Here is a 24635-nt window from a genome sequence, read left to right as displayed (position 1 = left end):
ACCGAAGCCATCAACGGGCGCCTCGAGGCCCTGCGCCGCAACGCCCTCGGGTTCCGCAACCTGATCAACTACCGCATCCGCTCCCTGCTCCACTGCGGGAACCTCGCACTCTGATTCCGGAAGAGCCCCTTTGGCGGCGCTGATGAAGTCCAGCCGCTCGACTGCACCGTCGCCGTAGAGCCGGTAGCCCGACGGCGAGCGTCGCGCCGGCAACAGTCCCTCCGCGTCGTAGAACCGCACCGTCGTCGCTGGAACCCCCGACCGGCGCGCCAGCTCCGACACCTTCAACCCGTCCACGATATCGACGCTAAACCTCGCAGCCGACTCGAAGGTCAAGCCTCAGTCGACACCGCATCTGCGGGGACGGGTTCGGTGAGCAGGGTCGCGGTGCCGGGCTCGGCAGGGATGTGCTGGCGGACCCACGCCTGGGTGGCCATCTGCACCGCGTCCCACGGCGATCCGAGCGGCGGGGTGTAGGACAGGTCGAGCTCGCTGACCTCATCGACGCTCATGCGGTGGAACAGGGCGGTGGCGTAGGTGTCGACCCGCTTGGCGATCTCGGCGCCCCGACGCCCGATCAGCTGGGCCCCGAGCAGCGCGCCAGTGCTGGTGTCGCCGGTGACGGCGATGTGCATGGGGGTGGCGCCGGGGTAGTAGGCCTTGTGGTCGTCGGGGGTGGCCAGGGTCGTGGCGGGCTGGTGGCCGGCGGCGACGGCCTCGCGTTCGCGGAGGCCCGTGCGGGCGGCGACGAGATCGAAGACCTTGACGACCTGGGTGCCCAGACTGCCGGCGAACCGCCGGGTCCCGCCGAGGGCGTTCTCCCCGGCGACGCGGCCCTGCTTGTGGGCGGTGGTGCCAAGGGGCAGGTAGGTGATGCCGAGCTGGCGGTGGTGGGTGATGACGCAGTCGCCGGCGGCGAACACGTGCGGCAGGTTCGTGCGCATCTGCTCGTCGACGACCAGGGCGCCCTTGTACCCGACCTCGGCGCCGGCGGAGGCGGCGAGGTCGACGTCCGGGCGCACCCCGACCACGACCAGGACCATGTCGACATCGCGGGCGAACTCGGTGCCGGCGTCGGAGTGGGTGTCGCCGTGGTGCCCGGCGACGTGCAGTCGCCCTGCGCCGTTCTGCCCGCGGCTGATGGTGTCGACGGTGGTGGAGGTGACGACGTCGACGCCGTGCGCGTCGAGCTCGGCGTGCACCAAGGACCCGAGCGCGGGGTCGACGGTGGGCAGGACCTCGGGTAGGGCCTCGACCTGGGTGACCGCCAGGCCCCGGGCGCGCAGGCCCTCGGCCATCTCGAGCCCGATATAGCCGGCGCCGACGATCAGCGCCGAGGCGGGCTGGTGCTGCTCGAGGGTCTGCATGACCGCGAACGTGTCGCCCATGGAGTGCAGCAGGTGCACGCCGTCGGCCGGGCCGAGCGCGTCGGGCCCGGTGAGCCCGCCGATTGGGGGGCGCACCGAGGTCGCGCCGGTGCCGACCAGCAGCTCGTCGTAGGCCAGCGAGTCCTCGCGGCCCTGGGCGTCCCGCAGCTGGAGGCGTCGGCCGGAGACGTCGATGCCGGTCGCGGTGGTGTCCAGGCGCAGCGTCATGCCGGTGGCCTCGAGCTCGGCGTGGGTGCGGTGCGCCAGGTTGCGCCAGTGCGTGACCTCCCCGGAGACGTAGTAGGGGATGCCGCAGATGGAGAAGTTCGGGTAGGCGTCGGCCACGACGACGGTGACGTCGGTGGCGGGGTCGAGCTCGCGGGCGCGCAGCGCGGCGGAGATGCCCGCGTCGCTGCCGCCGATGGCGACCAGGTGCACGAGGAACAGGCCTTCCAGGATGCCGTCCGGGCAGGGGAAGCACACGGCGTCGGTCGGGCCGACGCCGTGAGGAGTCGAGTGCGTGCGGGCGCCTGGCCGGCGCCGCCGCCCCTGGGAGAGGGGCGCGGCGACGCCGGCGGCTGTGCGGCTCCCGGAGGTGGGTCAGCGGTTGATCGAGCGCAGCGGGGTGGCGCCGATATCGGAGAGGAGCTCACGCACGCGGCGCTCGATGTCGTCGCGGATGGGGCGGGTAGCGGCGAGGTCCAGGCCGGCCGGGTCCTCGAGCTTCCACTCCTCGTAGCGGCGGCCCGGGAAGACCGGGCAGGCGTCGCCGCAGCCCATGGTGATGACGACGTCGGCGGCCTGGACGACCTCGTCGGTCCAGGGCTTGGGGAACTCCGAGGAGATGTCGATCCCGACCTCGGCCATCGCGGCCACCGCGGCCGGGTTGACCTCGCTGGCCGGTTCGGACCCGCCGGACCAGGCCACGGCCTGCTCCCCGGCGAAGTGGGTGAAGAACCCCAGTGCCATCTGCGAACGCCCCGCGTTGTGGGTGCACAGGAACAGTACGGTGGGCCGCTCGTCGTGCGACAGGCCCTCGACCTTGGCCAGCGCGCGAAGCCGCTGCCGGGCGAAGCGCTCCGCGAGCAGCGGCAGGAACTTGACGATCTTGGCGTTGCCGGCGAACTCGTCGTAGGACGAGTGCAGGAACCGCTCGATCGTCTCGACCCCGAACACCTCGGCGAACTCGCGCTGCAGGTTCGTCGCGGCGGTCTTGAGCGCGAGACGCTGGTCGATCGACAGGTCGTTGCGCTGATAGGTCTTGGTCATCTTCTGCTCCAGTGCGTGAAGACCATCACGGGGACGTGCCGGGTGAGCTGGGGTTGTTCGGGGAGGTGAAGGTGCTGGTGGCGGGGAAGAGCCGACGGCGGAGCCACAGCGACACGTAGACCAGCGCGACCAGGACCGGGACCTCGATCAGCGGGCCGACGACCCCGGCCAGCGCCTGCCCGGAGGTCGCGCCCCAGGTGGCGATCGCGACGGCGATCGCGAGCTCGAAGTTGTTGCCTGCCGCGGTGAATGCCAACGTGGTCGTGCGCTCATAGCCCAGCCCGACCGCGCGGCCGAAGGCGTAGGACCCGGCCCACATCACCGCGAAGTACACGAGCAGGGGCAGCGCGATCCGAGCCACGTCCAGCGGCCGGGAGGTGATCGCGTCGCCCTGCAGGGCGAACAGGATCACGATCGTGAACAGCAGCCCGTAGAGGGCGAACGGCCCGATCCGCGGCAGGAACTTCGCCTCGTACCACTCCCGGCCCTTCGCTCGCTCCCCGAATCGTCGAGTGAGGTAGCCGGCCAGCAGCGGGATGCCAAGGAAGATCAGCACCGACCGCACGATCGCCCACGCCGAGACGTCGAGCCCCGCGGTGGGCAAGCCGAGCCAGCCGGGCAGGACCGCGAGGTAGAACCAGCCGAGGGCACCGAAGGCGATCACCTGGAACACCGAGTTCACGGCGACGAGCACGGCGGCGGCCTCGCGGTCGCCGCAGGCGAGGTCGTTCCAGATGATGACCATGGCGATGCAGCGGGCGAGCCCGACGACGATCAGCCCGGTCCGGTACTCGGGGAGGTCGGGGAGCAGCAGCCAGGCGAGGGCGAACATCAGCGCCGGCCCGATGAGCCAGTTCAGGATCAGCGAGGAGACCAGGAGGCGCTTGTCGCCGGTGACGGTGTCGAGGCGGTCGTAGCGGACCTTCGCCAGGACCGGGTACATCATCACGAGCAACCCGAGCGCGATCGGGAGCGAGACCCCGTCGATCGCGACCGCGCCGAGCGCCTCGCCGAGTCCGGGGATCAGGCGCCCGGCGAGCAGGCCGACGACCATCGCGGCGAGGATCCAGACCGGTAGGAACCGGTCGAGGGTGGAGAGCTTGCCGACGACCCCAGCCTCAGCCGGATCGTCGGTCTGCGTGCTGAACGCGCTCACGCCTCCACCACCGGCAGCTCGCGGCGAGCCTCGGGCCGAGTCGTGTTCAGACCGTCGGGCACCGTGTCCGGAGCGGCGGGAACCAGCACCGCCGCCAGCGCCTCGAGCACGTCGGGCTCGATCCGGTAGTAGACCCAGGTCGCGCGGCGTTCACCGGTGATCAGTCCGGCCTCGCGCAGCACCTTGAGGTGGTGCGAGATTGTCGGGGCGGACAGGTCGAAGACCTCGGTCAGGTCGCACACGCACGCCTCTCCGCCGGCGTGGGAGGCGATCAGCGACAACAGCCGGAGCCGAACCGGGTCACCCATCGCTTTGAACAGTCGGGACAGCTCACCTGCCTGCTCTCCCGAGAGGGGTTCGCGCACCAGAGGCGAGTAGCACCCGAGCTGAGCGGCGAGCCCCTCCAGCGTGTCCTGCTCTTGCTTCGACATGCATCTACTTTGACATCGATGAGATCAGCTAGCAAGGGCTGATTAGACTGACCTCGATACAAGCCTTTGGCTCGCCTCCGTGCAGTCCACTCTGTGAGACCGTGCAGCCGACTTCGGTAACTGACACCTACGCCCGGGGAGCGCGGGCGGTGAACACCTGGTCGGCCTACGAGCGGCAGTGGCGCCGCTTCGAGTCGTGGTGCGCGTCGGCGGGGGAGCGGGCGCTGCCGGCGGACCCGCTGACCGTCGCCCGGTTCCTGGCTGACCTCGCCCCGGTGTGGCGGCCGGCGCTCCCGCGAGTCAGCTCGGCGAAGTGCCGGAGCATGCGGTTGGTGAGGGTTCGGCACCGGTGAACAGGCGAAGGGCGTCGGCGGCCTGCCCGACGAGCATGTGGCCGCCGTGCTGGGTGCGGCACTCGGCGGCGCCTGGGGCGGCCGCGAGCAGAGGGGCGGTAGAAGATGTCGGCGACCCATAGGATCGCAGACGCGTGGCAGCCTCACTGGGCTCCGGGTCTCCCTGCGCGAGCAATAAGCTTATCGATCGCCCAATCGTGCAACGACTCACATGTACTTCGTATTATGTCAGGACAGCACGCTGAGCTGCGGAGATGCAGATCCGATAACTAAGATTATGTCAGATGGAAGGCCAACTATTGCATCGGATGACTGCGCCGGAGCTCCCCTGGAGCCCGTGAGCGGTCCGATAGTGAAGGCGCCGTGGAGCAGGCTCTGGACGGCTTCTGCGAGGCTCAACGAGACCGCCCCAAATCGGGTTCTTGGTGCGGGAGCCCGCTGTCTGCGAGCACCTCGAGCATCAATCTTCGAAGTTGATGACTAGCGGGCGACTCCTTGGTGTCAGCTGGCTCCGACTAGGACCGAAACTCGGGGGCGTCCGGTCCGGGTCGGGGCTATTGGATAGCTAAGTTCACTAGTCGGGACTTGAGGCAGTCGCGGGTCGCTGCTCGCGGACCGTTAGATCGCGGCTCGACCCGGCGAGATCGTGACTTCGCTGTCGGCGCCTCGACGACGCAAAGCGAAGACCGCGAGACTCGCGAGCAACATCGGAATCGCGAGCACATAGAAGATGGAGCTGTAGGCCCACTGCGCGCTGATCGCGAGCCCCACGACGATCGGCCCGAAAATTCCGCCGATACGGCCGATTCCCAACGCCCAGCCTACGCCGGTCGAGCGTAGCGACGGCGGGTAGAACACTGAGGCGAAGGCGATCACGCTCTTCTGTCCGCCCGAGACGCAGCAGCCGGCGAGGAAGTTTGCGGCCAGGAGCACCCAGAGCGGGGCGTCGAGGGCGAAGCCCACCACGCCCACGAAGACGAATCCGACGAGGTAGAGCACTCCGAGTGTCTTCGCGGCCCCGAGCCGGTCCATCGCCGGTCCGGTGACCAGGGCCGCCGCGATGCCGCCGACGGTGGTCAGGGTGGTGGCCGCGACCACGGCGCTCGTCGGGTACTGGAGCCGGTTGAGGATCGTCGGGAGCCAGCTCTGGAGAGCGTAGAACTCAGCGAGGTTGATCACGAAGACGAGCCAGAGCAGCAGCGTGCCCACCACCCACCGCCGTGTGAACAAGCTGCGCAGCGGCGACCGGCCCTCGGCGTTCGCGGGCTCCGCGGCGAGGTCGACGTCGTCGGACAGCTCCGGGTCGAGGCGTCGCAGGGTGCCCGCGACGGAGCGCCGGCGGCGCAGCCGGAAGGCCACCGACTCGGGGAGGTGGCGCAGGAGGGCCGGCACGAGCAGGAGCGGGACGAGACCGCCGACGAGGAAGAGCGAGCGCCAGCCGAAGGCCGGGATGAGGGCGCCCGCCGCCAGCCCCGCCACGACGAAACCGAGGGAGAACCCGCAGTAGATGACCAGGACGAACGTCGCACGCAGTCGGCGCGGGGCGAATTCGCTCGTCAGCGAGATCGCGCTGGGAGCCGCTGCACCGAGGCCGAGCCCGGTGAGGAACCGCAGCACGAGCAGGGGCACCACGGAGCTGACGAGCATCGACGCCAGGGTGAAGACGCTGAACAGCGCGGTGGCGACGACGAGGACGCGCTTGCAGCCGACGCGTTCGGCCAGCGGCGACAGCACGAGGTAGCCCACCATGAGTCCGACGAGGGCCGAGGAGAAGACGGGACCGAGGGCAGCCGCGGACAGCCCCCACTCCCGCGCGATCGACGGGGCCATGTAGCTGATGGCCTGGGTGTCGAAGCCGTCGATGAACATGACGAGCCCGCACAGCGTCAGGACGCCGTACTGCAGGCGTCCGACACGGCGTCGGTCGACGAGGTCGGTGAACGTGACGGGAGAGCTGCTGGTGGTGCCCGACGACATGAGCTACCTCGCTGTTTCCAGGGTCGGGTGGGCGTGCGGCATCGCCGCAACACGCCGGTGGTGGAGGGGGGTGGGGGCCTGGCGCTACGCCGCGGCGTCGCGATCGCCCGAGGGCAGGAAAGCGTCGGCCACGTACTGCTCTGGGGGCAGGCCGCCCCGCATTCGGAAAGCGGCTCCGGCGGCCGAGATCATCGCGGGGTTGCCGCACGTGAGGACGTCGTGTCCCGAGAGGTCAGGGAGGTCCGCGAGGACCGCCTCGTGGACGAGCCCGGTCCGGCCGGTCCAGTCCCGGGTTCGCGCGGAGACGACGGGGACGACCTCGAACCAGGGGAATCTCGTCGCCCAGACGCGGGCGGCCTCGAGGAGGTACAGGTCGGCGGAGGTACGCGCCCCCCAGTACAGGCGCATCGGCCGTTCGCGGCGGCACCGGACGTGGTCGAGCAGGATCGAGCGCATCGGGGCGAACCCCGTTCCGGTTGCCACGAGCACCACGGGTCGGCTGGAGTTCTCGTCGACCCCGAACTCGCCGAAGGGCATCTCGACGTCGAGCACGTCGTCGACGGCGAGGCCGCGCAGGACTTCCTCGGAGAACCGCCCGCCGTCGACGTGACGGATGTGCAGCTCGGCCCGGTCGTTGTCCTGGGGTGCGTTGGCGAGGGAGTAGTTGCGGCTGTCCCCGTCGAGGTGGACCCGCAGGTACTGGCCGGCCGAGAACGGCGCGCGACGGCCGATGGGGAAGCGCAGCCGGAGTAAGGTGACCCCTGGGGAAAGTTGCTCCCGCGCGAACACCCGGGCGGGCAGCCGCTTGCGGTCCGGGGGACCGCGACGCTCGACGCGGGTCGGAACGAGGTCGACGTCGCCGCGCGGCCGCGCCTGGCAGAAGCGGACGTCCGATGCAGGGCCGACGACGGCACGACCGCGGACGTCGAGCTCACCGCGGACGAGACGTCCCTGGCAGGTGGAGCAGACGCCCTTGCGACAGGAGTAGGGGAAACGCAGTCCCGCGTCCTCCGCGGCCTCGAGGACGGTGCGCCCCTCGTCGCAGGGGAACTCCAGACCGCTCGCCCGCAGGGTGACGGTGTGGGCGACGGTGGTCGTGATCGTCATGCGGGGACCTCCGTGATCGTGGGACCGGAGACCAGGCGCAGGGCGCGGAGCGTCGGTTCGACGTCCGCGGTGCCGGTGCCGGCGATGTCGAACGCCGCTCCGTGCCCGACGCTGGAGAACATCACGCCGGCACCGATTGCGAGGGCCGACGCCGCGCGGCCGGCGAGCAGCTTCACGGGTAGGTGGCCCTGGTCGTGGTACATGGCGACGAAGGCGTCGTAGCGCTCCCGGTCCGGCCCGGCGAGTACGACGTCGGCCCCGGTCGGTCCGTCTACCTCGAGGCCTTCGCCGCGGGCGGTGGCGACCGCGGGTGCGGTGACGGTCTCGTCGTCGGAGCCGAACAGGCCGCCCTCCCCCGCGTGCGGGTTGATTCCGAAGGTGCACAGGCGGGGTCGACGGATCCCGAGTTCCCGCAACGCGCCGTGACCGGCCCGGATCGCGGCGGCGACGGTGTCGGCGTCCAGGCGGTCGAGTGCTCCGGCGAGGCGCTCGTGGAGGGTCGTGTGCACGATCCGCAGACCTCCACCGACCAGCATCAGGAACACACGGTCCCGCCGGAGCCCCCGCAGGTCGGCGAGCAGCGCCGGGTAGCCGGCGAAGTCGACGCCGGCGGCGGCCACGGCGGTCTCGGAGTGCGGACAGGCGACGATCGCCCGCCCCACGCCGGCGTCGACGAGTGCGAGACAACGCTCGACGCTCGCGACGGTCGCGGCCCCTGAGGCGGCCCCCGGGGCGCCGGGCCGCAGCGGCTCCACGACGCCGACGGGGACCACGTCGAGGACGCCGGGAGCCGCCTCGACGGTGCCGTCGGTCTCGTGCACGGTCAGGTCGAACCGGCGTGCCGCTTCCCGCAGGGGGCCGACGGGGCCGACCACGAGGGGCGACGCGTTGCCGAGCGCCGCGACCGCGGCCGCCGCGAGCTCGGGTCCGACCCCAGTGGGGTCACCCGTCGCCAGGAGCACCCGGCCGGTCACAGCGGCAACGCCAGCAGCGTGTCGACCCGGCTCGAGTCGCAGACCACGACACGTCGGGTCAGGTGTGCGTCGTCGGCCCCTAGTCGGTAGCGGTCGAGGTAGCGGCCCGTCGCGAAGATGTCACTGGTCCCGTCACGCGTGGTGCGCACGACCAGGAACGGGGTCTCGGAGTCGACCTCCTCGGTGGTCGCCGTTGGGGTGAGGTGCGGCTGGCCCAGCAGGTGGCGGTAGGTGTGGCGCTCGTAGACGTTCGCCTCGCGCAGGGCGGAGATGCGGTCGGTCAGCATTCCCCGGGAGTCCGCCCAGATCAGCCCGGCCTCGAGGCCGTCCCGGTGGTTGTCGGCGGTCGTCACCTGGTAGAAGCACTCGTCGTCGAAGAACTCTGGCCAGGACTCCAGCGGGCCCTCGTCGATGCACCGCGCGTACGCGGCCTGGGCCCGGGCGACGAGGTGGAACGCGTCGTCTCGCACGGGATGGTGCTCCCCTCTGCTCGTGGCGGCGCTCAGTAGCCGAGCGCGGCGCGATAGGCCTTCCAGAAGCCACGGACGGACGCCTCGGTCACGCGGCTCTCGCTGGACTCCGCGTCGTCGCCGCCCATCTGCAACAGGGCCGATTGACTGCCGGCGCCGGCGACGCCGCGCTGGACGAACCCGCCCACGCAGCCGTCCTCCATGGACACGTAACCGGCCGGCCCGACGAGGTTCTGCTGTTTGAGGCGGGCCCGCCGCTGCTCCGGGGTGTCCTCGGCGAAGCCGAGGTAGGTCCAGTGCAGGTCGGTCGACTCGACACCGCGCGGCAGGATCTGACGGACCGCGACCGCGTTGTTGATCTGTTGGAGGACGAAGCCGGGGAACACCGAGAGGATTTGCAGCGTGACGTCGTCGCCGACCTCGGAGAAGCCGTCGAGCAGGCTCGGGTCGGCGAGGGAGTACTCGCTGTCGGACCGGATACCGGCCTCGGCGTAGGCCCGGTCGCGCTCCGCCTCGCGGTCGATCGCGGAGAAGCTGACGTGGTGGCCGCCGCCCTCACTGACGATGATCCCCCCGCGCATCGAGAGCTTGTTGATTTCGAAGGTCGTGAAGAACAGGTGGAGGATGCTCGCGTGGTAGGAGTCCTTGACGTTCTCCATGTAGAGCTTCCAGTTGTTCGGCAGAGCCTGGGTGAAGCGACCGAGGACCACCGGCGTCCGGCCGCCGAGGACGCGCTCGATGCGTGAGGAGATCTCCTCGCCCAGGTAGTCCTCGATGTCGGGGACCTCGTCGGAGAGGCTGCCGAAGACCAGGCCGTGCAGCTGCGCGAGCCGCAGCTTGCGCGGCGAGTGCGCCTGCTTGCAGAACGACGGCGGCATCCCGCCTCGGCCACCCACGCCGTTCTCGAAGGCGACGCCGGTGAGGTCGCCCTGCAGGTTGTAGCTCCACCCGTGGTACACGCAAGTGAAGTCGGTGGTGTTGCCGCGGTCGTCGAGGGCGAGGAGCGCGCCGCGGTGGGCGCAGCGGTTCTCGAACGCGTACACCTCGCCGTCGACGTCCCGGGCCACCACGACCGGCTGGTCGCCGATGAAGGTGGCCCGGTAGTCGCCCACCTCCGGGATGTCGGCCTCGAGGCACAGGTAGCTCCAGTGCGGGCCGCGGAACACGTGCTCGAGTTCGTCGGCAAAGACGTCGTCGCGCTGGAAGACCCAGTACGGGATGCGGGTGAGGCCCTCCGGCCAGTCGGGGCGGAGGCCGGGGTCGGCGGGCGTTGCGGTGGTGCTCGGCACGGGTGGTGACTCCCTGCTCGGCTTGACGCGATCGCGATTCGTTCGTATAACGAACACGTGGCTGTAACACGAACAGAAGACAGCGCAGGTGCGACGTCTGTCAAGGGGCCGGCGCGACCGCCCGAGGGCATGGCCGGCCTCGGGAAGGGCCTCGCGGTGATCGAGGCATTCGGCGCTCGCTCCTCACGTCTCACGGTCTCTGAGGCAGCGGAGATCACAGGCACCACCCGCGCTGCCGCCCGTCGATGCCTGCTCACGTTGGTCGAACTCGGCTACGTCGCCCACGATGGGAAGCACTTCCGCCCCACTCCACGGATGCTGCGGCTCGGCTCCTCCTATCTCGAGGCTGATCCGCTTCCGGCGCTGGCCCAGCCCCACCTCGTTGAGGCTCGCGACGAGATGCAGGAGTCGGTCTCGCTGGCGGTGCTCGAGGACGGGTGGTCGGTGTTCGTTGCCCGTGCCGAGATTGCCCACCTGGTGAGCACCGGGGTGCGGGTCGGTGCCCGGCTGCCCGGCTACTGCTCAGCGACCGGCCGCGTCCTGCTCGCTGGTCTCGATGATGAGGAGGCACGGAACGCTCTGCGGGCCGAGCCGCGCCGAGCTCGAACTTCGCGCACGCTGACGGACCCCGCAGCGTTGTTCGCCGTCGTGCTCGAGACCCGCGAGCGGGGCTATGCCCTTATCGATGAGGAACTCGAACTCGGTATGCGAGCGCTCGCAGTGCCCGTGCGGACGTCTCGAGGAAACCTCGTGGCGGCAATGAGCGTGAGTGCTTCTTCCGGTCGTGTGACCAACGAGGAGTTGCGCACACGCCTGCTCCCGGTCTTGCTAGAGCGGGCAGCCGCTTTATCTAAAACGCTATAGCACCCAGCCGCACGCGGGCAGCGCCTTCGAGTGCCGCTTCCACCATCGTGCCCAACGATCGAGCACGCGTAGTCCGAATGCTTTGGTGGCTGCGCCGTTGGCTTCGCGCGGCCGCGCATCCTATCTCGGGAGGGCGGCGGGCGATCGCATCACAGCGAGGGTCCTCCGCCGGGAGGCCCCCACCGGGCCGCGGCCTCGCGGTGCCCGACTCCGGTTGCCCGCCCGATGGTGCGCCAGCTCAGACCGTTCTTACGCGCGGCGGCGACCGCGCCGTCTAGGGCGCTCTCGGCCTCCGCGTGCTCGCACCGCGCGGCCTCGGCGCGGGCGACGGCGTGCTCGAGCAGGTCGACGGAGCTCGGCTCTCCCGCGTCGCCGTCGTGAGCGCCGGCCGCAGACTTGAGGTGAGTCAGCGAGTCGTTTGGCTCGCTCGTCCCGCGCGAGGATGGTGCCGCCTCCGAGCCGTCCGGCTCACTGGGGTCGACCGTCGGCTCGGAGGTGGCGTGGTCCTCGGACGGCGCGTGGTGCTCGGAACCGTCGACCTGATCGTGTGCGGCTGGCAACACGGTGACAGCTGGGACCGCGAGCGGGATGTCGCGGGGCACGGTGAGCCGGCGGCGCCGACCGCGTGGCCGTCCACTTGCCAGCGGTTGCGGTGCCGCGTCTTCGACCGAAGTGGCGGGAATCGAGGAAGTTACATCCGGGCTGATCGCGTCCGCCGGGTCGGCGGGTGCGGGGGTGCTCCGGGCGAGGTGGTCCTCGAGCTCGGCGCGGGTGTCGCGGTCGGAGCGGGCGAGGCGCTGGCGTCGTAGCCCGCCGCCGTCGCCGACGCGGGGGTGGAACGGGCGGGTGGAGATGTCGCGGACGGTGCCGCGCCACCCGCATACACATCCCCACATCCGCCCGACCAGGTCCTCGTCGTCCTCGTACCCGGGGCCCTGCGGGTGCTCGCCGCCCGCGGCGTCGAGCCCGAGCAGTAGCGGGGCGTGCTCGAGGTCCGGGCTGGAGGGCAGCAGCCGGCGGCCCCGTGCCGTCGCCCCGCCGGCTCCGTAGGCGGCGTCTGGGCGTGCGGCAACCGGATCGCCGGTCGGCGAGGTCGCCTGGGCCGCAGCGCTCTCTCCGCGCGCGGTCCCCGCGTCGCCGACGGAAGGCGCGGGCTTGCCGGCTGCTCCCCCGCCCGGTGGCGGTGCGTGCTCGGCGGCCATGTCCGCGACGCTAGCCGCGCCGAGTCGCGACGCGCGGTTGGTGGTCCCGTGTCTTTGCGAGTAGTCGGAGGCGTGGGTGGTTGACACAGGCTGATCGCGCCGTCACGACTACATGATAATGGAAATTATCATGTAGAAGTGACGAGGCCGGACAAGGAGATCGCGACCCCCGTCGCCAGCCCGCCGCCCGCCTCGCTCACCACCAGCCCCGAGGATTCACCGCACCCAGGGGCCGAGCTGGAGGCGCTGCCGGCAGTGCTCTCGCTCGACCCCGTCTTCGACGGCCAGCCCTCCCCCGCCACTGCGGCGGCAGACCCAGCTGGTTCTGCGGGGCCGGGGTGGGTGGGGGTGCGGGAGTGGGCGGCGGGGTTCGTGCTCGCGCAGCGCTCGCCGCACACCCGGCGGGCCTACGTCGGCGATCTGCAGCATTTCTTGGGCTGGTGCGTGCAGGTCGGCCTGGCCCCGGGGCGGGTCGGGCGCGCGGACCTGGACCGCTACGCCCGGGTCCTCGAGCTGGTGCCCTCGGAGAAGACGGGCAAGCCCCTCTCCCCCGCCTCCCGGGCGCGACGCCTGGCGGTCGTGGCGGGTCTCTACCGCTACGCCGCCGACCAGCTGGGCTGGCAGCACTCCCCCGCCGCGCACCTCGCGCGACCCCGGACCGGCGCTGAGCACCCGCCGCTCGGGCCCACCCGGGACGAGGTCACCGCGCTGCTCGCCGCCGCCGAGGCCGACTCGCCGCGTGCGCATGCCTTGGTCTCGCTGCTGGTGCACACCGGGTTGCGCATCGACGAGGCGTTGTCCCGCGACGTGGCCCATTGGCGCCGCGAGGCCGGCCACGAGGTCCTCGACATCGAGCGCAAGGGCGGCCGAGAGGCGGTGACGGTGCTGCCCGCCCCGGTGACCCGGGCGCTGCACGCCATGCTCGCCGCCTGTGTCGACCCGGCCACCACGGCCGACGACGCCGCCGCGGGTGATGCGGGTGCCGAGTCCGCCGGGGCCCTCAAGCCCGACGAGCAGGTAGTCGTGATGTCGGGGCCGCTGTTCGCGACCGCCACCGGCGGCCGGCTCGACCAGCCCGAGGCGTGGCGGCTGGTCCGTCGCCTCGCCCACGCCGCTGGGCTCTCCCAGCCCGAGCGGGTGTCCCCGCACGCGCTGCGCCACGCCTTCATCACCTTGGCCCTCGACGCCGGCGCCTCACTACGTGAGGTCCAGGACGCCGCGGGGCATGCCGATCCGTCCACCACCCGCGCCTACGACGAGGCCCGCGGCCGTCTCGATCGCCACCCGGCCTACGCCGTCGGTGCCCACCTCGCCGCGCCTCGGTGACCGCCGAGGCTGCCTGCGATTTTCTTGGGCAGCTGCGCCTGCTCGGCACGGCGGTCAGGGCAGGGCCACCAACAGCTGCGGTCTGGGAGTGACGAGCCGTCGGGAGGCGGGGCGCCTCGATGACGTTCCCGCGGCCCTTCCGGCTCGACCAATACCGCACCGCAAGCCCCACCTGGGCGACCAGCCATGGCTTCCGGGGCCACACGCTCGATACGATGCCGACTATGACGTTGGATGTGGGAGCGCAGACGGGCCGGGCGGTCGAAGCTGCCGCTGCGGCTCGCGGTGTCAGCGTCGATGTCTACCTGCACCGGCTCCTCATCGAAGACAGCATCCGCGCACACGCGCTCTGGCTAGCAGAGCACCCGGGCGAAGCTGAAGCCGCGGCCCACGAGGCCGAGCTCGTCCAGGCCGAGATCGACGCCGCTTAGCAGCTCTGCCCCGGAGGTCCGACCGGCGAGACGGACCTGCCAGGATCTCTATTATGCAGCGGGGCGAGGTCCGGTCGTATTCGAACATGGTCTCCCGGGCTCGCGGGCCCGTCGCCCGCCTCGTGGTCGCCGCTCAGAGCGTGCTCGACAACCCCGATGTTCCCACCGTCACCACGCTGCTCGTCTACGCCGACGCTCGCGCCGGTCTGCTCTCGGTGCCCGTGGGCGACATCGGCTACGCCAGTGCTCTGGCCCCCGAGGCCAGTCTGCGAAGCCTCGTTGGTGAGGTCCTGCACACGTGCAGCCCCGACGAGCTCGAGCAGATTGACGTGGCTATCCGGGCCGCGTTGGACGTCTGACCGCCGGCGCTTAGAAGGGGCCGGAGGCACAGGCCCAGTGGTTGGGGTCCCGCGCTGCACCGAAGGTCCGGCTGCACCGGGCCACCACGAGGAGCTCGGCAGCATTGACGCCGCTCGGCGACCGCCCTGTTCGACACCGAAGGCCCCAACGGCCCTCCCCGGGATATCCTCAGCAGGTGACCGCGTCCATGGCTGAGCTCGAGGCGCGCATCGCTGCGCTCGAGGCGGAACGCGGTGACTATCGGGCCGTGCTGGCCGCGATCAACGCCCTCGGGGCCAACCAGCGTGACCTTGCCGCCCGCGTAGGGGACGTAGAAGGCCGTCTCGGGGCGGTCGACACGCGTCTGGACACCGTCGAGACCACCGCCCAAGACACAAACGTGCGGGTCCGCTCCCTCGAGGATGGCGTGGCCGAGATCAAGGACCTGCTCGTCCGTCCCCTCGACCGCTAACCCGCAGCGCTTCCGGCGAGGTCCGCCGACTCCCCGCTGGACTGCCGGGACGGTCAGTGCGGATCACCGTAGCCGGCGCTGCACTCGGTTCACCCGCTGAAGGCCGTGGCTCAGATGGACCGCTTCGCGCGGCCGTATGGCGTAGCTCGATGCCGCGATAATGAGGGTTATCGCGACCCTTAGGGTGAAGGACCTGCGTCGAGGGCGACTGCCTCCTGCGGGCGGGCAGTCCGGTCGAGTGCCCTCGGCAGCACGCAGCGGATCGAAAGACACGGCTCGCTGCGCGGACGCTCTCTTCACTTACACTTGACCCTCTTGCGGCTTTCGGCCTGGCAATACAGCGTGTTCTTCGCGGGCGAGCAAAGGAGACGGCCATTACCGGCATGTACTTACCGAGCGATATGTCGGAAGTCGAGGAACAGCTTGCGATCTGCAGCAAGTCTGGCAGGGAGCTTGACGTTCGGTTCAAAGGTCCAGAGAGTCGCTCCATCAGAGCAGAAGTCATCTCTGCACTGATCTGCAAGACTGGAGAGGACAGCTCATCGACCGCCGCTTTACGCGTCCGCGGAGCAAACGTAGTCGGCGCCCTCAACCTGGGCAGCCAAGAATTGCAAGGACCGCTAGCGTTGCGCGACTGCAATCTGGGCAATCTTATACTGGCGAAGACGAAAGCGGACAACATAGTACTTCGCGGTAGTAGATTAGCTAGCGTATCTGCTCGGGGCCTTCAAGTCGAAAACACTCTCAACATCGGCCAGGGTTTCAGGTGCAGCGGTAGAGTCATGCTGATCGGGGCTCAGATTGGCAGCCTCGAGGCAACGTGGGGGAACTTCCTGGCGGGCACGGGCGAGGCCTTCAATGCGGACTATATCACTGTCGTAAAGAATGCTTATCTCGAAGGCGCTCGAATCAAAGGGGCACTTCGGATGATTGGGGCGTCGATCGGAGGTCAACTGGATTGCACTGATCTGCGCGTTGACGGGGCCGATGAAGAAGATGCGTTCCTAGCGGATTCAGTCAAGGTAGCAGACAGCTTGATGCTCGCGGGAGCTTTCATTAGCGGCAACACCTGGCTCCTGGGCTCACAGATCGGCGGCCAACTAAATGCAGTAGGTGCCCTGTTGATGAGCCTAGAGGGGACGTCGCTCAACGCTGCTGGTATCAGTGTCGAGGGGACGGTCGATCTACAAGGTGCCTACATCTACGGTACGACGTCGTTCTCAGGAGCTCACGTCCAGGGCGAAATGAACTTTAAAGGCAGTCGACTTTTTGCTATCGGCGAGGGCGACGCCGTCGACCTGTCGACGTGCAGCGTCGGTCGGACGATTTATTTTGATCCGCTAGAAGTAAGCGGACGTCTCAATCTGACGGACGCTAAGGTGCAGACCTGGGACGACCTTGGAGGACAGAAGCCGGAAGAGCTGAGTCTTGTAGGCTTCACGTATGATTTCATCAATGTGCGTGCGATGGGAACTCGCGAGCGCGTAAACTGGCTTCGACTGCAGAGAAACTACAGCCCACAACCTTACGCACAACTGATTTCTACGTTGCGCAAAATGGGAGATGACCGAGCCGCCGATAGGGTTGGCATTTCGTCTCAGTGGACTAGGCGCCGCCAACCCACTGGTTGGCGGAGAACGCCCTCGATCCTGTGGAGCGCGCTACTCGCCTCGCTCATCGGCTTCGGCTACGCGCCAGCACGTGCCCTCTGGTGGTTTGCGGGCCTTCTGACAGTAGGAGCTTATGGTGCACATATGTTGGCGCGCCTACACCAGCTTGTGCCCCGCGGCACTAGCGGCACGGCACCCTTCAACCCCGTTCGCTACACGGTCGACCTTCTCTTCCCTATCGCTCAGCTCCGGGAGGCCGACGATTACGTCGCAATAGGAGCATGGGCGTGGTTCCCGTTCTCGTATCAACTTATCGGCTGGCTACTGGGAGCAATCTTCGTTGCGGGTTTAACGGGAGTCTTCCGTCGTTCATGATCGCGCGCACACACGTCGCATGAGGCTTGTATAGCTGCCCTTCGACGATCGGTCGTAGGTCACGCGCACCAACCGCATTGCCGAGACATTGCGAAGTGGACGGATCGCCTGTGGCGAGCGCTTAGACGGGTCGAGTGAACAGGGAAATGCCGCGATAAGTGGGCTTATCGCGGCACCGCCGGCGGCCGACCGATGTCGGCCGCCGGCGGCAGGAGCTCAGGCCTGGCGGGCTGACGAGGCCTCGTAGTTCGAGATGAGGTCCTTCTTGAGGATGCCGCGGGACTTGACCTCGATGCCCTCGTTGGCCGCCCACGCCCGGATCGTCTCGCGCTCGGGTGCAGTCAGCCCGTCGCGACCACGTGTCTCCTCGCCTCCATCCGTCGGCGCGCTCTGCTCAGCTTCGGCGGAGAGTGACGTCGATGTCGCAGCGGTCGCATTCGTCGCTCTCTCGCCGTCGGTCAGCTTCGAAGCGTCGCCAGCCTCGAAGGCTTCGACGACGTAGCCGGGGATCCGGCCCCGCTCGGACAGCGCCGCGCCGTTGCTGACAGCCCAGGCGCGGATCTCCTGGTTCCGCTCGCGCGACGCCCCGGTTGTCGGCTTCTGCGCCCGCGCGGGGCCGCTCGAGCTCGTCGATCGACGTCCACCGGTACGACGGGCCGCAGCTACATAGCTCTCGATCGCAGTACGGAGCTCTTTCGCGTGGTCAGACGACAGGTCGATCTCGTAGTCGGCGCCGTCGAGACCGAACGGGACGGTCTCGTCAGCGGTGCTGCCATCGAGGTCATCGACCAACGTCACCGTGGTCCGGGTAGCCATGGGCTGTCGCACTCCTTCGTCGTGGGCATCGGACCGATCCCGCCACGCCCCAAAAAAGGACATCGGTTCTATGCCGATGTTCTTAACAGATCGCAGCGCTGTAGGCGCGGTGAGTCGGCTGTGACCCTCTTGTGCTTTTCCTCCGCGAGCGCGCTCGGGTTGCGGACATAGTCGGATCTGCAGCCGGGCGTCCGAGAAACGTCCGTATACCATCCCGCGATAGTGGGTTGGGGGCGCCGGAAGGCGCGGGGGACAGGGAGTACACGTTGACGGCAGAGCTTCCGGGCGACGAAGGTGGACCGCACACCGCTGACGGTGGCTGTTACCTGGGCACCGTCGGCAGAGCCTTGGAGGCCGGCATCGACTTCGAGCGCCCGAACGCAGCCCGCCTCTACGACTACTACCTGGGCGGTGCGCACAACTTCGCCTCTGACCGCGAGCTGGGCGAGCAAGTCGTCAAGGTGATGCCCGAGGTCCGCGCGTGGGCTCGCGCGAACCGGGCGTTCCTCGCGCGGGTGGTGCGCTACTGCGTGGCGCAGGGCGTGCGGCAGTTCCTGGACCTCGGGTCCGGTATCCCCACGGTCAACCACGTGCACGACGTGGCCCGCGAGCTGGCCCCGGACACACGGGTCGCCTACGTCGACTTCGAGCCTGTGGCGGTCGCCCACAGCCAGCAGCTGCTCGCCCACGTCGAGGGCGTCAGCATCACCCGTGCCGACGCACGCGACCCTGCGTCTGTCCTGTCGGCGCCCACTGTCAACGAGCTGCTCGACTTCCGCGAGCCTGTTGCCGTACTCGCGGTTGCCCTCATGCACTTCGTCTCCGACGACGATGACCCAGTGAAGATGATCGAAGGCTACCGGCGGGTGCTGGTACCGGGCAGCTTCCTCGCGATCAGCCAGGTCAGCGACGACTACGACGACCCCGACCTCACCGCGCACGTCCGAGCGTTGGTCGAGCTCTACCGCGGCAGCGCTACCCCGGCATTCCTGCGCGACCGTACCCAAATACGGGCCTTGTTCGGTGAGCTCGAATTGGTCGATCCCGGCCTCGTCGACGTCAACCACTGGCACAACGACGTCCCGGACCCGCCACAGCTCAGCAACTACGCCGGCCTCGCCCGCATCTTGTGAACCTTGAAGCAAAGCTCCCACACGAGGGCAATGCCGCGATAACTGGCATTATCGGGATGAGTCTTTGCAGCTGCCCGATCGAACGAGCACTGATCCCCACATGGGCTAAATTACGAGCCGCAATAGGTCCTCACCTCGAAGTAGAGCGAGCGCGTCAGCGGGGTCATCAGGCACGGCAATAGACGCTGCCGTGAGCCTAGCCCGCAACCACTGGCCTCTACGCAGGACTCGCTCGGACACGAACAGCGGGCGCTCGCCGTGTACTCGCCGCCAGCGCTCGACGACCGTCGTCAGTCCGACAGCGCTCATGGTGACAATAGAATCTATGGTGTACGCAATGCGCATTGTAAGCGCAACGAAGGCCCGCACTTGGCGCAGCGAGAGTCGTATTTGATCCCCTGGGTCGAGTTCAGGTATTGGCACCACGTCGCCACTTGCATCGACGAACAGGTCTCCTGCGCGTTCTCTCGCCAAAGTCGACCAATTTGATACAGGCCCGTCCGTGACTCCCCCCGCATGCGCTGCAGCATTCCGGCACTCTTTGAACAGCCTGTAGAGGCTTAGCGCATCGTCCACTCGATCCCCGGCTAAGACCCGATGGTCGGCCTGCACACTCGCGTAGTAAGTGGAGATCATCTCCGGAGAAGCCGTGAGCACTGGGAACACCTCTGCGAACCCGACCCCAGTCGCGTGAGAAGAGCTGCCCGAGGATGGAAACTGCGCACCCCTGCTGGACTTAGCAACTGGTAGCGAGTCTGCCCAGACTTCATATCGACCGACCACAGAGAAGAGCCAATTCTCAGCGGCTGCCGCCTCTTGATCTTCTGCAGACATCTTTGCAAACACGCGGAGATTCTGTCCATGCCCTCCTGGCACGCCGTAAAAGGCTTCCAATACCGCGTCGTTGGCTCCCGCACTGATCAACCGAGCCACGTCTGCTGCCAGTGCAGACGAGGCGGCACGTATGGTGTTCGTATAATGGAAAGTTTCTGTGATCCCATCGTGGAATTCACGGGTGTACATTGGGTTCATTGCATCATTGTAGTGCCTCTCCACCTGACCCTTTACAAGACTCTCTCAGCTTCAGCCATAGAAGATCCACTGCTGTTCAGAGCCTCGTCAGCATCTTAACAAGCTCTCTGCACGCGATAATCGGAGTTATCGCGGTATCGGGCTATCAATCGATAAGGCCTCGGGGACGCACGAACGACGACCAAGACCCTTGCGGGCCGGCGCCGAGGTCGATCGGGGCGCTCGTCGGTATTGGCTCCGGCCTGGATTACGCGAACGCCGAAGACGTAGCAGCTGCTCTTGAGCGCCGCGGCGCGCCATCGGTGAGTCACTGTGCCCAGCGGCTCCCGTTCCATGCCGCTCGCCGATCCGATAACCTCTCCTCATAAGGGAGGCGTTCGAGGTCTCCACCGACGACGCCGAAGCCCTCGCCGAGGGCATTCGGCGCACTGCCAGCGGCTCCGTGGTCCACCTATTGCGTGACGGACGCCCCGTGGCGGACATTGTTCCCGCCTCCTCGAGCTCAACCGATGATCCCGGAGTTCGACGTTGCCGAGCTGGCCGCGCGCGAGGACCGGGTGACCCGTCGGCCGGCCGCGTGCATGACCGCTAACGAATTCCACGTTGAGCCGTTCGGCGCTCCCACTCTCGAGTGCTACCGCGCGGTGTACGCCCAAGCCCGGCGCCGCGTGGTCAGGCGAGGCCTTCGTTCGCCGTCACTACCTCGCAGCGGACGTCTCCTGAGCGCACTCTCACCCACCGACGGGCACCTGCCGTTGCTCGCAGGCGGCAAGGTTCTCGCTGCGAACGCGGTGGCATCGGGTAGGCGCGGCGGGCTGGGCATGGCCAGCTGATCCACCATCGCCTCCGAGCTCGGCCGGGCTCTGCTCGTCCCGTCCGCTGCGATCGCAGAGGCGGCTCGCCCGGCCCGACGCGGACCCGAGCATTGACGTCTTACTCAATCAGCCCACAGTCGTCGTGCTCGACGAACCGAGCGCTGCCGCACGCGCGCGTATCGACGAAGGCCGGGAACGAGACGGCGCCTTCGACGCCGTCGCCTTCTAGGTCTCAGCCGTTTGCCGGGAGCGAGGCTGGGCAACGATCTCAAGTGACCCCGTCCAGCTTCGTCGCGCCTACCCTATCCTTCACGCCGCTCTTCTCTGATCAGGCCCTGGCTGGTGCGAGCGATCTCCGTCCCTCAGATACCGCAATAGCCGAAGTTATCGGAGAAGAGCAGGTTAGGGGCCGAGCACTACGGGACCCGATCGACGCGTGCGCCTTGGACACAGTGATTCGGGAAGGATGCGCGGCGGATCTCCTCGCGGAGAAGGGCTAGTCCGCCTTCTTCTCCAACTCCCGCAGGATTTCGGCAGCGAATTCGCGTTCATTTTGCTCCCTACTGCCTACTACCCTCCGTCTCACATATTCGCGCGAAAAGTAGCCTCGAAGCGAGTCTCTGAGATCGTGGTGTTTGTCTACAGCGGCGGAGATAAAGGCCGATCGGATGGTTTCGGCTACGTCCGTCTCGCAGCGAGCCGCGATCTCGATGGCTTCGTCGATGAGGCGCCAGTTTGTGAAATGCGACCGCAATCGATTCCGGATACTCTCTGAAGCGAGCAGTTGCCCTTCACGGTCGGCGAGCGCTAGGGCGAGCATCGCGACACGCCTGATTCCGACCTCGGGCGATCCTTCATCACTATCGGGCATGGGGTTGAAGCCGTGGCGGTGTACCGGTTCGCGGTCGCCTAGAGCCCATGGTGCGACGGCCAGACGGATGCGTGATCGAACAGGATGACCCGTCGGTAGGTCGATGCTACTCGCCTCGAGTCCAGCAAAGACCCTATACAGCACGATAGCTTCGTCGGAATCGGCTGATTGGAGATAGGGATCTGGATCGATGGCGCCCTCCGCCTGCTGTCTCTCAAGTAGCAAAGAGAGCAGAAGAGCACGACTCCGGGTATCGCGTAGACCTTCAAGACGTCGAACGACAAGCTCACTTGGTACCTCCCAGAGCAGCAATCGTTTGCGCAGATGAAAGGTTTCAAAGTCGTCACGATCCCAGCCCCGCACCATTGTCTGAGGCGCGCGGACTAATACGTCCAGGGCATATTCTACGGTCGAACGGTTAGCGGATAGAGACATTACAGGACGAGCGTCCAGCGGGATTGTATTTGTCAAGAAAAATCTTGAAAGCGCGTCGGCCGCCCGCGGATCCTCGGAGTCGCAAAGTATCGACAGGACGCCGGCTAAACGCACATCCGGGACGTCGTTGCGCCACGCCACCCAAAGTCGGGTCACCAAGTGGGGCACAAGATCCGTGGAAAGTCCAAGTAACTCGTGCCGGATACGACGTGCTTCCTCGCCGTCGGGGTCAAATCGTTCCGATAACGCTAGGGAGTCTAGAAGAAGGTCCAAGCGCTCGCTGTCTATATCTAGAACCGCCGCCAACGATCGCGATCGTCCTGCTGCCTCATCTATCCACAGAATTGCTCGAGTAGCCAAGACTGTCGCAACAGCTACAACGATGAGGACCAGCGAGGCCGTGATCGCGAGCATTCTACCCTCCAACGCCCGCGCAGTCGGCGGTGACTACAACGGTACCAAGGCCCGCGCCCGAGTGGGCTGCCTTATCTGCCAAGATCTAGACCGTCAGGGTCCTGTCGGTTGCGGGAGACGACTTCCGCAAAGACAGGGCCAGCTCATCGAGGGCGGGCACAGTCAGCGCAGGCTGGCCGCGCCCGGGGCGAGGGCGCGATAAACGGCCCGAAGGCCCAGGCGTGAGGCGCAGCGAGAACGACGGGTCTCCCTAGTCCTGGGATCAGACGTCTCATCCCTGCGCGGCGGGGTCCGCGCTGGAGAGCTACCAGACGCCAGAATGAGGCGCGGCGCCATCTCTGAGCAGGCGTCAAGACAAACCCTCCTATTAAGCGCATCCTACTGACGGATGCACCTTGGAGCCGACCGCGCAAGGAACTTCGAGGACGGGCCGCGACTTCAAGACCAACTCACCAGTTCGGCAGCGTCCAGGTCGCCGCCCATTTGCTTGCGCCACTTCGAAACTTCTGCTGAGCGACTGTAGACATCGCGATAAACGGAGTTATCGCGGCATCGCTGGCCGTCTGCAGGCGCAGAGGCTCAACCTGAAGCGCAGGTGGGAACGCGTGCAGACGGCGCCAGTGGCGTCCTGATCGCTCGCGTGGGAGGAACTGTCTCCCTCACCGCTTGGGGCCGTGTATCGGTGCTCGCGCGAGAACGTCGCAGTGGTTTCGCGCGACGCGCCGCAAGGCTCACAGTCACCGGCTGCTGGCGACAGAAGCTCGCTTCTCGTGGCCGGCTCGGGCTTAGTTGAAGGGCGTGGAGGCGTAGCACCCGGCGTAGGCGCCCCGTCCGGTGTCGGTCGCGATGACGGCGCCGGTGTTGTCCTTGATGGTGCAGGTGATCCAGCTGTCGCCCTTGCTGCTCAGTGTCGAGGCGTTGAGCGACTGGTAGTTGCCGTTGGGCTCGGGGGTGACGGTCTCGGACCAGGGCAGCTTCGATCCGGAGCTGGTGGTGCCGTTGTCGTTGAAGGACGCGCTGTCGCCGTTGGAGGCGGTGTAGGTCAGCTGGGTCGCCCGGTAGTTGCCGGTGACCTCGTAGGTGTAGCTGGTGGCGGCAGGACGCTCGGGTGCAGCCGGTCCGCCGACGTAGGGCGTGCTGGACGAGCTGGGCGTCCCGAGCTGGTCCAGGGCGTCGTTGAGCTGCGCGGTCGCCTGGAACATGATCACGACACCGATGATGCCGACGATGAGGCCCAGGGCTCCGAGCGCCGAGCCGGTCACCGCCATCTTGCCGTTGGTGGCCTGTCCTCGACGGGCTCGCGACCAACCGGAAATGCCGAAGATCAGCGCGAGTGCGCCGAGGATGACGGCGATGAAGCCCGTCAGCGGGATCAGCATGAATACGAGGCTGACGATTCCGAGGCACAGCGCCGTGATCCCGAATCCGTTGCGAGCAGCGGTGGGAGCGACGGGGGGCGGCGGCATCGCCCCCTGGGGCGGCATCGGACGTGCCTGCTGGGGACGCAGGGGCGCGATGGCGGGAGCCTGGCGGAACTGAGCCGGAATCCGAATCGGAGCGGTCTTCTCCGCGTCGTCTTCGAGGTTCCCCGCGGCGCGAGTTCCGTCGTGAAGGTCCGTCACCTTGCTGCTCCTTCGATCCCCCGACCCGCGCTCTGCGGACACCATCCGGATCGCACGCCTTTGACGTTCCGTTACCGACCCTTTGATCAACTATCGGTCCGGGGCGCCGACGACTCCGCTTCTGCAGGGCTCGCGTGCGGGGTCTCTCCCTCGGCGGCGCGGGCTCTGCCCTGTCGGGCCGGTCGTGCGGGTGCAAGCGCCGCTGTCCTCGCGAACCGCCGGCTGTGGCTGCTGGTGGCGCTTGCGGCTGTGCTGCCAGTAGTGCTTCCGGCGCACGACTTCACGTGAGATCCCGCCCGGCACAACCTCTCTCAGGTGCTGGCTGGGCCTACTCGAGCTCGTCGACCTCCGAAGGCCAGTGAACCGCCCCGGCTGGTGGTGAGGCTCTGATGTAGCAAGGAGACTGCTGCTGTGGCCCCACCTCGGAAGTTCGACCCGGAGACCCGGGCTCGTGCGGTGCGCATGTATGAGGACCGGTTGCGTGA

Annotated in this window: 22 protein-coding genes and 2 pseudogenes; 9 read left to right on the top strand and 15 right to left on the bottom strand. The window is 67.9% G+C overall.

Annotated features, from left to right (window positions below):
- The coding region (locus LN037_RS31095) for a transposase (RefSeq protein ID WP_230760009.1) at window positions 1-114 on the top strand (114 nt) is incomplete at its 5' end.
- Window positions 115-144: 30 nt separating this feature from the next.
- On the opposite strand, the pseudogene LN037_RS33070 reads toward LN037_RS31095, so the two are convergent.
- The 5 genes and pseudogenes from LN037_RS33070 to LN037_RS31070 all read right to left on the bottom strand — a co-directional run.
- Window positions 145-282, bottom strand: a pseudogene (locus LN037_RS33070) (MerR family DNA-binding transcriptional regulator); the annotation flags it as partial.
- A gap of 50 nt (window positions 283-332) precedes the next feature.
- Window positions 333-1850 carry an FAD-dependent oxidoreductase gene (locus LN037_RS31085; RefSeq protein ID WP_230760814.1) on the bottom strand — a complete coding sequence of 506 codons (1518 nt, stop codon included), beginning with the start codon at window positions 1848-1850 and terminating at the stop codon, window positions 333-335.
- Window positions 1851-1967: 117 nt separating this feature from the next.
- Window positions 1968-2636, bottom strand: a complete 669-nt coding sequence (locus LN037_RS31080) for an arsenate reductase ArsC (protein WP_230760812.1) — start codon at window positions 2634-2636, stop codon at window positions 1968-1970.
- 25 nt (window positions 2637-2661) lie between these two features.
- Window positions 2662-3792, bottom strand: a complete 1131-nt coding sequence (gene arsB, locus LN037_RS31075; RefSeq protein ID WP_230760810.1) for an ACR3 family arsenite efflux transporter — start codon at window positions 3790-3792, stop codon at window positions 2662-2664.
- The gene (locus tag LN037_RS31070) at window positions 3789-4223 is read right to left on the bottom strand and encodes an ArsR/SmtB family transcription factor (protein ID WP_230760807.1); all 435 of its coding nucleotides are present in this window, start codon (window positions 4221-4223) and stop codon (window positions 3789-3791) included. Before LN037_RS31070 ends, arsB begins: the two co-directional genes overlap by 4 nt.
- A 149-nt stretch (window positions 4224-4372) precedes the next feature.
- On the opposite strand from LN037_RS31070, the gene LN037_RS33985 reads away from it, so the two are divergent.
- Entirely contained in the window at window positions 4373-4576 is a 204-nt protein-coding gene (locus tag LN037_RS33985) for a hypothetical protein (RefSeq protein ID WP_230760816.1), read from the top strand.
- Window positions 4577-5194: 618 nt separating this feature from the next.
- Here LN037_RS33985 and LN037_RS31055 read toward each other — a convergent pair.
- From LN037_RS31055 to LN037_RS31035, 5 genes are all read right to left on the bottom strand, one after another.
- Entirely contained in the window at window positions 5195-6553 is a 1359-nt protein-coding gene (locus LN037_RS31055) for an MFS transporter (RefSeq protein WP_230760805.1), read from the bottom strand.
- Between the two features lie 84 nt (window positions 6554-6637).
- A complete protein-coding gene (locus LN037_RS31050; protein ID WP_230760803.1) occupies window positions 6638-7660 on the bottom strand; it encodes a 2Fe-2S iron-sulfur cluster-binding protein in 1023 nt (340 codons plus the stop codon).
- Window positions 7657-8634 (bottom strand): PdxA family dehydrogenase, encoded by a 978-nt coding sequence (locus LN037_RS31045; protein ID WP_230760802.1) that lies wholly within the window; start codon window positions 8632-8634, stop codon window positions 7657-7659. Before LN037_RS31045 ends, LN037_RS31050 begins: the two co-directional genes overlap by 4 nt.
- A complete protein-coding gene (locus tag LN037_RS31040; RefSeq protein ID WP_230760800.1) occupies window positions 8631-9104 on the bottom strand; it encodes an aromatic-ring-hydroxylating dioxygenase subunit beta in 474 nt (157 codons plus the stop codon). Before LN037_RS31040 ends, LN037_RS31045 begins: the two co-directional genes overlap by 4 nt.
- 32 nt (window positions 9105-9136) lie before the next feature.
- The gene (locus LN037_RS31035) at window positions 9137-10393 is read right to left on the bottom strand and encodes an aromatic ring-hydroxylating dioxygenase subunit alpha (protein WP_230760798.1); all 1257 of its coding nucleotides are present in this window, start codon (window positions 10391-10393) and stop codon (window positions 9137-9139) included.
- Between the two features lie 129 nt (window positions 10394-10522).
- On the opposite strand from LN037_RS31035, the gene LN037_RS31030 reads away from it, so the two are divergent.
- Complete coding sequence (locus LN037_RS31030) at window positions 10523-11257, top strand: IclR family transcriptional regulator domain-containing protein (protein WP_230760796.1); 735 nt, start codon at window positions 10523-10525, stop codon at window positions 11255-11257.
- 149 nt (window positions 11258-11406) lie between these two features.
- Here LN037_RS31030 and LN037_RS31025 read toward each other — a convergent pair whose 3' ends face one another.
- Window positions 11407-12459: a hypothetical protein gene (locus tag LN037_RS31025; RefSeq protein WP_230760794.1), complete on the bottom strand. Its 1053-nt coding sequence runs from the start codon at window positions 12457-12459 to the stop codon at window positions 11407-11409.
- A 138-nt stretch (window positions 12460-12597) separates the two neighbouring features.
- Here LN037_RS31025 and LN037_RS31020 point away from each other — a divergent pair, with 138 nt between their 5' ends.
- The 5 genes from LN037_RS31020 to LN037_RS31000 all read left to right on the top strand — a co-directional run bounded on the left by LN037_RS31020 (window position 12598) and on the right by LN037_RS31000 (window position 17012).
- Window positions 12598-13785 (top strand): tyrosine-type recombinase/integrase, encoded by a 1188-nt coding sequence (locus LN037_RS31020; RefSeq protein WP_230760793.1) that lies wholly within the window; start codon window positions 12598-12600, stop codon window positions 13783-13785.
- A gap of 119 nt (window positions 13786-13904) precedes the next feature.
- Window positions 13905-14216 (top strand): hypothetical protein, encoded by a 312-nt coding sequence (locus LN037_RS31015; protein WP_230760791.1) that lies wholly within the window; start codon window positions 13905-13907, stop codon window positions 14214-14216.
- A 53-nt stretch (window positions 14217-14269) separates the two neighbouring features.
- Window positions 14270-14575: a hypothetical protein gene (locus LN037_RS31010; protein ID WP_230760789.1), complete on the top strand. Its 306-nt coding sequence runs from the start codon at window positions 14270-14272 to the stop codon at window positions 14573-14575.
- Between the two features lie 176 nt (window positions 14576-14751).
- The gene (locus LN037_RS31005; RefSeq protein WP_230760787.1) at window positions 14752-15027 is read left to right on the top strand and encodes a hypothetical protein; all 276 of its coding nucleotides are present in this window, start codon (window positions 14752-14754) and stop codon (window positions 15025-15027) included.
- 782 nt (window positions 15028-15809) lie between these two features.
- On the top strand, window positions 15810-17012 hold the full coding sequence (locus tag LN037_RS31000) for a hypothetical protein (RefSeq protein WP_230760785.1): 1203 nt from the start codon (window positions 15810-15812) through the stop codon (window positions 17010-17012).
- 483 nt (window positions 17013-17495) lie between these two features.
- On the opposite strand, the pseudogene LN037_RS30995 reads toward LN037_RS31000, so the two are convergent.
- Window positions 17496-17828: pseudogene (locus tag LN037_RS30995) on the bottom strand (histone-like nucleoid-structuring protein Lsr2); the annotation flags it as partial.
- Window positions 17829-18175: 347 nt separating this feature from the next.
- On the opposite strand from LN037_RS30995, the gene LN037_RS30990 reads away from it, so the two are divergent.
- Window positions 18176-18961 (top strand): SAM-dependent methyltransferase, encoded by a 786-nt coding sequence (locus tag LN037_RS30990; RefSeq protein ID WP_230760783.1) that lies wholly within the window; start codon window positions 18176-18178, stop codon window positions 18959-18961.
- Between the two features lie 105 nt (window positions 18962-19066).
- Here LN037_RS30990 and LN037_RS30985 read toward each other — a convergent pair whose 3' ends face one another.
- From LN037_RS30985 to LN037_RS30975, 3 genes are all read right to left on the bottom strand, one after another.
- Complete coding sequence (locus LN037_RS30985; RefSeq protein ID WP_230760781.1) at window positions 19067-20017, bottom strand: hypothetical protein; 951 nt, start codon at window positions 20015-20017, stop codon at window positions 19067-19069.
- Between the two features lie 1287 nt (window positions 20018-21304).
- Complete coding sequence (locus tag LN037_RS30980; protein ID WP_230760780.1) at window positions 21305-22528, bottom strand: hypothetical protein; 1224 nt, start codon at window positions 22526-22528, stop codon at window positions 21305-21307.
- 785 nt (window positions 22529-23313) lie between these two features.
- The gene (locus LN037_RS30975; protein ID WP_230760778.1) at window positions 23314-24150 is read right to left on the bottom strand and encodes a DUF4190 domain-containing protein; all 837 of its coding nucleotides are present in this window, start codon (window positions 24148-24150) and stop codon (window positions 23314-23316) included.
- Between the last annotated feature and the right edge of the window lie 485 nt (window positions 24151-24635).

The sequence above is a fragment of the Actinomycetospora soli genome (genome assembly GCF_021026295.1).
GTDB classification, from domain to species: Bacteria; Actinomycetota; Actinomycetes; order Mycobacteriales; family Pseudonocardiaceae; genus Actinomycetospora; species Actinomycetospora soli.
Note: the sequence above shows the minus strand (reverse complement) of the source record. Positions and strands in the feature narration are given on the sequence as shown.